5 protein-coding genes and 1 pseudogene are annotated in these 6,000 nt (G+C 68.2%); 4 read left to right on the top strand and 2 right to left on the bottom strand.

Translation table 11 applies throughout. The annotated features are described in order from the left end of the window. The first annotated feature begins 64 nt into the window (after positions 1 to 64). The 4 genes and pseudogenes from AB0B01_RS12600 (at position 65) to AB0B01_RS12615 (ending at position 2,831) form a co-directional block, all read left to right on the top strand. On the top strand, positions 65 to 481 hold the full coding sequence (locus AB0B01_RS12600; protein ID WP_361716536.1) for a hypothetical protein: 417 nt from the start codon (positions 65 to 67) through the stop codon (positions 479 to 481). A 243-nt stretch (positions 482 to 724) separates the two neighbouring features. Continuing rightward, positions 725 to 991 (top strand): hypothetical protein, encoded by a 267-nt coding sequence (locus tag AB0B01_RS12605; protein ID WP_266449231.1) that lies wholly within the window; start codon positions 725 to 727, stop codon positions 989 to 991. Beyond that, the gene (locus AB0B01_RS12610; protein ID WP_361716539.1) at positions 991 to 1,389 is read left to right on the top strand and encodes a hypothetical protein; all 399 of its coding nucleotides are present in this window, start codon (positions 991 to 993) and stop codon (positions 1,387 to 1,389) included. The genes AB0B01_RS12605 and AB0B01_RS12610 overlap by 1 nt, the downstream gene beginning before the upstream one ends. 453 nt (positions 1,390 to 1,842) lie before the next feature. Beyond that, positions 1,843 to 2,831: pseudogene (locus tag AB0B01_RS12615) on the top strand (ornithine cyclodeaminase family protein). A 981-nt stretch (positions 2,832 to 3,812) separates the two neighbouring features. Here AB0B01_RS12615 and AB0B01_RS12620 read toward each other — a convergent pair. Together AB0B01_RS12620 and AB0B01_RS12625 are read right to left on the bottom strand one after the other, a co-directional pair. Beyond that, the gene (locus AB0B01_RS12620; protein WP_361716542.1) at positions 3,813 to 4,286 is read right to left on the bottom strand and encodes a helix-turn-helix domain-containing protein; all 474 of its coding nucleotides are present in this window, start codon (positions 4,284 to 4,286) and stop codon (positions 3,813 to 3,815) included. Further along, positions 4,283 to 5,044: a hypothetical protein gene (locus AB0B01_RS12625; protein WP_361716545.1), complete on the bottom strand. Its 762-nt coding sequence runs from the start codon at positions 5,042 to 5,044 to the stop codon at positions 4,283 to 4,285. The genes AB0B01_RS12620 and AB0B01_RS12625 overlap by 4 nt, the downstream gene beginning before the upstream one ends. Positions 5,045 to 6,000: the final 956 nt, after the last annotated feature.

The following is a 6,000-nucleotide window of genomic DNA, read 5'->3' on the forward strand; positions in this document are numbered from 1 at the left end:
CTTCCATCGTGACCGGCACGGCCGCACGGCCGCACGCCCGGTCGGGGGGGAGCACTCTGGAAGGGTGCGCACGAAGGACGTACGGGTCGGCCAGACCTACCGCTGCGAGGTGCCGTACTCGCTGCCACTCGACCGGTACCGGCCGGAGACGATGGGCCCCTCGTGGTGGACCCTGAGCTTGCTACGCGGCACCTACTTCCCGCTGACGGTCATGGACATCGACCCACAGGCCCGGACAGCGGAAGGACTGCGGGTGGCCTCCTCCACCCGCGTCACGGCCGACCTCACCGACGAACAGGTCCAGGCCGTCGGCCTGCCGCCCGGCCGCGGCTACCAGGTCGCGGGCATGCTCCTCGACGTCCAAGGCGAGCCGGTGGAGCTCCCCCGAGCCGTCTCCCTCACCGTCCCGATCCGCTGGCTGCGCCCCACGGACACGCCCGCCTCCTCCAGCCACCACGACGCCTCTGTCCGCGGCGGCTAACTGCCGACACATCCCGGGGCGGGTGCGTTGCACCGGTGTAGCGCCCGACAGCCGGGAACGCAACAGATCCTCGCAACGCATCCGTGCAAAGCTCTCTGTTGCAGCCTCTACCTGGGACTTTGCCAGTCATCCGGAGAGGGTGCCGCGTGTTGCACGGGAGCGTTGCACCCCTGACCGCAACCGGTCCAACGGGATGAGCCGGATCCCTCCCGGCGTTCCTCTACCGGCGGTAGAGTCGAGGTTATGGCAGACGAAACGAGCATCAAGGTCAGTGCTGCGACACGTGACCGCCTGGCCCTGCTGGCAGCCGAGAACAACACCACGATCCGCAATCTGGTCGAGGCCCTTGCCGAGAGCCGGCCCACCCAGTCCGAGTTCGAGGAGCGCGCCGCCCAGGCCCGTGCCGAGCTCGCCTCCATCCTGGGCACGGCGCCCAGCGCGGAAGCCGAGGCGAAGGCCCGCGGCCTCCTCGAGCGCCTGGGCGCCAGCCAGGACTCGGCGGCCGCGTAGTGGCGGCCATCGCCGTCGTCCTCGACCACACGGCCGCCACCGCCCTGCACGACCCCAAGGACCCGTTCAACGAAACCGTCGCCGCCTTCTACGTCCAAGCCTCCGGCGGACTCGGCACGCTCTACGCCCCGGTGCTCTCGCTCACCGCCAGCGACACCGAGCGCCCCGGCCTGCTGGCCTACATCCACGGACTCCGGTTCATCGAGATCGAACCGTTCGACACCCCGGCCGCGCTCGCCGCCACCGAACTGCTGCGCACCGGGCACTCCTGGGCAGCCGTCCACGCCATCCACGCCGCCCGGCCTTCCGCGGACTTCCCCGCCGGCCGGTACCTGCTGACCTTGACCCCCGAGGCGTACGAGAACACCGGCGTCCAGGCGGTCCACCCCGACCGGTGACCCGCCGCCCCGCTGCCGGAGACCGCCTTGCACCCCAATGTAGGTAGTACCTGTAGTGGTTATGTGCGGGTAGATCTCTCCCCCCTCTCTGAGAGCAGAGCTCGCCAGCGGGCACCACGTTCCGCCACCCGCTCGGAGCCGATCCGCACCCCACCTGGCCATCCGATGATCCACCAGGGCCCTGTGCGGCCCTCTGGGCGCGTTTCACGCCGTCCAGGCTCCCCGTGACCATCCGGGCCTGTGAGGCGCCCAGAGGGCCGCACAGCACCGTCTGCGGGGCTCAACGGGCCGATGCCCCCCGGATGTCGGCGTACACGCTGATGTGCTCAGGCGCGTACGGATGAACGTGCTCACGAGCGACGGCGTGTCGCAGCCGGGGCAATGGGGGACTGCCGTTGACGCTTTGGCTGTGCGGTCGCCGGCCGGACGACCGGCATCAGGAGGTTGAGGTGCATGCTTGTTCTGGGCCGCTCGCAGGTCGAGGCCCTGCTTGACGTGGACTCGCTGATCGATGCCCTGGCCTCGGCGATGGCAGACCTCAGTGCGGGCCGCGCCTCGGTACCCGACCGCGTCGCCGCCCTGGTGCCCGAATGTGATGGATTCTTGGCGGCCATGCCGGGCTTCCTGCCGTCGGCCGGGGTGCTGATGACCAAGCTGGTGTCACTCTTCCCGCACAACGACGGGGCACGGTTGCCTACACATCAGGCGCTGATCGTGTCGTTCGATCCGGCCACCGGCGAGCCCGCTGCGCTGCTGGACGGTACGGCCATCACCGCAGCGCGCACCGGTGCCTGCTCCGCGTTGTCGGCGCGACTGCTGGCCCCGAGGATGCGACCGTGCTGGCAGTGCTGGGCACCGGCGTGCAGGCCCGGTCCCACGCCCGCGCGATCTGTCGGGTCCGCCCGATCCAGCAGATCCGCGTCGCGGGCCGGGATCCGGCGAAAGCCGCTGTCCTGGCCGCGGAACTCTCAGCCGTACTGGAGGGTGAAGTCCAGGCGGTGTCCAGCTACGCCGAGGCGCTCGACGGCGCGGACATCGCCGCTGCGACGACGCACGCCGTCGAACCCGTGATCCGCCGTTCCTGGCTGACACCCGGGGTGCACATCACGTCCGTGGGGTACAACCCGGCCGGCCGCGAGATCGACGACGCCACAGTCACCGAGGCGCTGGTGTGCGTCGAATCGCGCCAGGCCGTGCTTGCCCCGCTTCCTGCGGGCAGCAATGACCTGCTCATGCCGATCCGCGACGGCCTCATCACAGCCGATCACGTGCACGCCGAACTGGGCGAACTCATCGCCGGCAGCAGACCGGGGCGCACCACACCGGACCAGATCACCCTCTACAAGTCGGTCGGCGTGGCAGTGCAGGACGCCGCGGCCACGGCGCTGGTCGTCGCCTCCGCCCGGGAGCAGTCAATCGGCGAGGAGATCACGCTGCGGTGATGCCGCTAGCAGCACGCCATCACGGCGGCTGGATCGGCAACGCACGGTCCACCGGTTGAGCACATTCGCCCCACGCCGACACCGGATGGTGTTCGTACGGCACACCGCGAATGTGCTCAACCGTGTAAGCGCCCGAAACGGCTCGTCCTGGTGGGGGTCCGGATGCTTCCCGCAGGCGAGCTCCGCTCTCAGGAGGGAGAGATATCTACCCGCACATAACCACTACAGGTACTACCTACATTGGGGTGCAAGGCCCATGTCCGAGGGGCGACCGCTGACGGCTCCCGGGCAGAGCGCCGGCCTCCGCCGATGACGTTCTCGGGCTGGAGGAAGACGCCTCTCGCTGCACCGTGCAGCGCCTTGCACCCTTCGCGGCCGGGCCGGTGCAGCAAGGTGTGCTGCACCGGCTGCTGCTCCTGGTGGTGAAGGTGCAAGGCCCTGCTGCTGTGCGGCTGCTCGGGATGCCGGAGAGCGATGACACTTCAGCGCCCGCTCCAGGTGCGCACGGGTGCTGCTCGGGTAGCAGGTGGTGCTGCAGAAGGCAGCAGGACGTGTAGCAAGCGGTCGTTTGGTTGCCGCATTTCCACCCGCTTGACCTGCGCGTTCCCGCCCGCGGGAACCGTGTGCACGGACTGACATACCCGTCCCGCGCGCCGGATCAGGCGCCGTCGATGACGGCGACGGCAGCAGCGCGTTTGTCCAAGCTGGGAGGGACCTTTGTCCCTGTCCGCGTGGACCTTGTGTGTCGACGCCGACACCATCAGAAGCCGGGCTTCACGCCGCGCGACGGGAGCACTGTCGGAACCGTTCTGTTTCAGGGTGCTGAAACAAAGAGGTCGGCGCTCCCCACGAAGGCAAAGCGGCGATGCCCCCGGAACGAATCCCGGGGGCATCGCCGCAGATCAGCTCGGACGATCGGTCAGGCAACGGAGGGATGCAGCGCCTCTTCGTATCGCTCAGCCGGCCGGGCGGGCGGCCGGGTCAGCCGACGGCGTGCAGCGAGCCGCGGCGCTTGTCCGTGGCGGCCTTCTTGGCCGCGGCTAGAGCGGCCCGCTTCTTGCGCTGTTCGGCGAGCTGGTCCTGGTAAGCGGCGACGGCCTTGTGGTAGCTCGCCAGGTACCCCTTGCTGTCCAGACGGTCCGCCGTCGGCATGGCCCTGACGGCGTCCTCGGCGTCTTCGGGGGAGGTGTAGCCGGCCAGCATCGGGTTGATCTGGTAGACGCCGTTGCGAACCTTCTTGACGAGCTTGGCCAGCTCCAGCTCCCGCAGTGCGGCGTTCACGCTGGGGCGGCTCAGCCCGAGCAGTTCACCGAGGGTGGCCTGGTCCATCGCGATGCGGCCCCCTGGCTCGCTGCGCCCGCGCAGCTTGAGCAGCGCCCTGTAGGCGGCGGGCGGCAGGTCCAGGTCGGCGAGAAGGCCGTCGGCGTTGGTCGCCGACCACTTCAAGGTACTCACTGGGCTGATCCCTCCTCCTGGCGCTGCGCACGGGCCAGTCTGCGCGCAGCGCGTTCTTCGGCCCGCTTCTTGCGCAGTTCCTCGATCGCCTCGCGCATGTGCTCCAGCGACGGGAACCGCACCAGGTCCGGCAGGCTCTCATCCGTGCGGATCTTCGCGATCGTCTTGTCTTGGTCGACCTGCACGTACTCGGCTTCGACCAGCTCCGTGCCCGGGATGAACTCAGCTACACGGTACGAGTAGGGCGGGTTGAACTGGTAGACGCCGCGGCGCACCTTGAAGACGATGCCATGGCTCATGACTTCCTGCAGCGCCTCGTTGATCTTCGCGCGGGCCACGTCCAGGACGGTCGCCATCTCCTCCTGCGTCAGCCGGATCTGCCCGCCGGCCTTCTGGCACGCGATCATCAGCAGGATCAGCCGCAGCGGCAGGGCCTCGCGGAAGTACTGCGCGATCAGAAAGAAGAACTCGAGCGAGTCCATGGAGAACGCCTTGGGGCGCTCCGGGGTGTCGTAGAACTCCATCGGCTTGCGCTCGCTGCTGAGCGAGAGCTTCCGGCGGGGGTAGCGGCGAGCAACCGAGTCGAGGTCCTCAACCGGCTGAACCGGCTTGGACCACGCCTGGATCTCATCATCAACAAGGGGCAGCTCCGGGCGGCGCGGCGCGCGCTTCGGTGCGGGACGGCGGCGCTGTGGCTCGGGTGACACGAGGCTGCTCTCCACTTCGCTGATCTTGGACGGCAGAAGTATGTCAGCCACGCCGACATATATGTCGGTCTCGCTGACATTCCGGCGTGTTGTGTCCCCCCAGGGGGGACAGATCTCCTCCCCTACGCGCTCCGGCGGACCGTCCAGCGGAACGGCTGGGGAATGTCGGCCTCGCTGACGTTTTGGGCCGGAACCTGTCGGCCTGGCTGACATTTGGCCCTCGATGTGTCTCCTCAGCCGGTACATAGCGATGGCGATGTGTACCGGCTGAGGGGACAGATCGTCAGAAGTGCATGCCTCTGACCAGCGGTTCTTGGGTATTCGTAAGTATTAGGTGGCTGAGGTCCGCGCGGACAGCTCCGCAGTCACCCGTGGCCGGGGTCGGGCGACGTACGTCCGTCGGCTCCACAGGCCCCACCACCGACGGACGGCCGTCGCGGCACCCCGAGGCTCGACCGCTGACGAGAGCGAACCCGTCAGGCGACGCCCAGCTCTGGCCTCGAACCCACCCGCGAAGGCGCCCCAGCGCCTCCGGAACCCTTCGCTGAAGCCCTCACGGTGGTGCTCGCCTCCTACGAAGCCTTTATCCCGTCCATTTTCCACCGTTACCATAGTCGTTATACGGAGCTTCCATACATCTAATCGCGCGCCTTTCCACCTTCATTCCATGCCGCACCATCAAAACATTCCGCGAACACCTTTCCTCTGCTCGAAGGTGGTGCAACACCATTCCAGTCTTAATCTAGCTCGTATTTTGACGCAGAGGCCCGATTACCTCACCCTCCCCCTCTCTGACCTCTCTTCGACCCGTCACTCACCCAACTACCCGTCACCCTCTCTCCTGTTGCTGCCGCTTGTGCCTCATCCCCGTCCGGCCTGATGCTGGTCTACTGCCTGCCTGGTCTGTGCCCGTGCGGAGCGCGGGCAGTGGCTGGAGCGGAGCGGAGGCCACGGGTCGGCCGGAGGCCGACCCCCGGGGCGCCGAAGGCGCCCCGGCCCGACTGCAG

Origin of the sequence: Streptomyces sp. NPDC044571 (genome assembly GCF_040647115.1) — a bacterium.
GTDB lineage: Bacteria > Actinomycetota > Actinomycetes > Streptomycetales > Streptomycetaceae > Streptomyces.